Below are 3,058 nucleotides of genomic sequence, written 5' to 3' on the forward strand. Positions count from 1 at the left end.
TGCTGAACCAGGACGAGAGCGAATCCACCCTGAACAACCAGAACAGCCTGACGATTTGGCAAGGCAGCGCGGATATTCCGCATTTCAGCGCCAACCGTTTGATGCACAGTATATTGCCACTGCCCAAAATCCTGCAGAAACCCGGGCTCTATGCCATTGAGATCAGTCCGGGAGATGGTACGCCCAACCCTAACGGCGGCCTGAACAGCGTGCAACTGGTATTGCGCACCAATCTGGCACCTACCGTCTGGCAGGGCCGCAATGGATTATATGTGCAGATCCGCCATTATACGGATGCCAGCCCCTGGAGTGGCGTCAGTGTGAAACTCATTGCCCAGGACAATGATATCCTCCAGACCGTCCAGACCAACGCCGATGGCATTGCCTTTTTCCCCAAACCCATTCTCCAGGGCAGTGGTGGGCAAAGCCCGGCTGCCCTGCACATTTATGGGCCGGATAATGAATTTACCTTGTTCAATCTCGAAAACTCGCCGCTGAATTTGTCCGGGCGCGGCATTTCCGGACGCCCGGCACTGCAACCGGTCAGTCCATTCCTGTGGCTGGACCGGGGCATTTATCGCCCTGGCGAGACAGTCCATGTGGCGGCCATTTATCGCAGCGCCGCAGGTCAACCGCTGAATTTGCCTCTACATCTCATTGTGCGGCGGCCCGGTGGGCAGGTATTTCTGGATACGGTTCCAAAATTGTCTGACGATGATGCCATTGCCGTACCCGTCAAACTACCCCTGGCCGCTCAGGATGGCAACTGGAGTGTGAGTCTGGCGACCGGTCTCAAGGAGCCTGCCCTGGCGCAGGAAAGCTTTACCGTATCTGCCTTTGTACCGCCAACTCTGGCTGTCAAACTGGGAACAGCCAAGCCCATTCCGGCCGGACAAGCCCTGCAGTGGCCGGTAGAGGCACGTTATCTTTATGGCGCTCCGGGTGGGCATTTGTCGGGAACGGCGCGGATCAGCCTGAGCAGTGGTCCTACGCCCTATCCGCAATGGCAGAACTATCAGTTCGGGCTACATGGCGAAATATTTACCGCCCCGGTCCAGGAGCCGACACTGCCGGACACCGATGCTGAAGGTCAGACACAAGTACCCATCAATTTACAAAAACTGCCGGACAGTACCCGTTTTCTTGAAGCGCATGTCGCGGTATCCATCAATGAGCCTTCTGGCCGTCCGGTAAGCAGCGAAATCGTTTTGCCGGTAACCCCCGACCATCCCCTTATTGGCATCGAAAATGCTTTTAAAAATGACACGGTAGCCGCAGGGAAAATACCGGAGTTTCATATTGTGGCGTTGGCACCAGACGGCAAGCCCAGCGCCATGCCCGTACAAATCGAAGTAGTCCGACAGTCTTCGCAATGGAACATTTCCATGCAACACGGTGTAGCCAGTTGGGGATATAGCTACGTTGACCATCCTGTACTGAAGAAAAATATCAGCTTACCCGCCGGTCATGCCTATACCCTGCAATTGCCGGTGCTGGATTATGGTCGTTACCAACTGCGGGTCATTGAGGCGCGCGGTGGGCTGGCAGCCAGTTCCGCGATTTTTTACTCCGGCTGGCAGACCAGTGCCAATCCGGGCGTACCCCAACGGGTTTCAGTACGCAGTAACACGGCAGAATATGCGGCGGGCAGCACGGCAGATATCCATATTGACGCCCCCTTTGGCGGCCCGGCCGTACTGGTGCTCGCCAACGACAAAATTCTGTCCCTGAAAAATTTCAATTTACCCAAGGGCGGCATCACCCTGCATATTCCGGTGGAAAAAAGCTGGGGAGCGGGTGCTTATGCGCTGGTCGATGTGTTTCGGCCAGCCAGTGCCAGCGAGGCGCCAGAACGCGCCATCGGCCTGACCTGGCTGGGTCTCAAGCCTGGCGAGCGCGCCATCCCTGTTCATTTTGATGTGCAACCTGTTTATCGCCCCCGGCAAATCATCCGGATTCCTGTTAAAACCCGACCCGGTGCCTACGTGACGCTGGCGGCCGTCGATCAGGGGATTCTCAACCTTACCCAGTTTCCCAACCCGAATCCGCTGCATCATTTTTTCGGGAAACGGCGGCTGGATATCAGCGTAGCAGACAACTACGCTGCGCTACTGGCGCGACCTACCGGCTATGAGGCACTCCTGCAAAATGGCGCTGGAGCCAACTTCGGCCCGGCCGTGCGTCCCATTCCCCAGAAGGTCGTGGCACTATTTGCCGGTCCGGTGCAGGCCAACAGTGCCGGGCTTGCGGAACTTCCCATTGATGTTCCGGAGTTCAATGGCGCATTACATCTCATGGCCGTGACCTGGCAGGGAGATGCGGTGGGTGCCGGCGATGCCAACATCATCGTCCGCAACCGGCTCATCGCCAATTTGCTGCTGCCCCGCTTTTTGTCCCCCGGTGATAACGCCGAGGCCACGCTCATGCTGCAGAACCTGAAGCTGCCCGCAGGCAAATATCAAAGTGTAGTCACCGCTACCGGACCCATTCAGGTCGGGAATAATGGTCAGCACAAAACCTTTTTGAAAGTGCAGGCCATGCATCTCTTGCCGGTAACCCTGACCGGTACGGGAGAAGGTACCGGTCATCTGACCCTACGTATTACCGGACCAGGTGGATACCAACTCATCCGCCATTGGGATATGGTCGTGCATTCTACCCAGCCCCCGGTTTCCAAAAATCATAGGCTGACCCTGGCAGCCGGAAGCCAGCATCTCCTCAAGCCGGATCTACAAGGCTTCATTCCCGGTTCCGGCACCACTGCAGTAACATTGGGCAATACCCTGCCCTTCAACCCCAAGACCTACGTGCAGGCGCTGTATCAGGGTTGGCATTGTCACTCACTGCTCAATGCCGCCAGCCAGGGTTTACCGCTGACCATTCTGAAACCTCCGCTCATCACCCCGGAACAAGCCGCCAAGCTTCAGGATTACGTGAATCAGGTCCTCAATGATCAGCGTTATGATGGCGCTTTCGGGCTCTGGTCCAATAATGGTGACGCCCAGCCCTGGCTCACGGCTTTTGCCACAGAATTTCTCCTGCGCGCTCAAAAAGCCGG

General features: G+C 56.7%; 1 protein-coding gene. It reads left to right on the plus strand.

The annotated features are described in order from the left end of the window. On the plus strand, window positions 1-3,058 hold a 3,058-nt coding region (locus tag AC2VLY_RS16070), incomplete at both ends, for an alpha-2-macroglobulin family protein (RefSeq protein WP_486922634.1).

Source organism: Acidithiobacillus sp. TH-A36 (assembly GCF_057473445.1).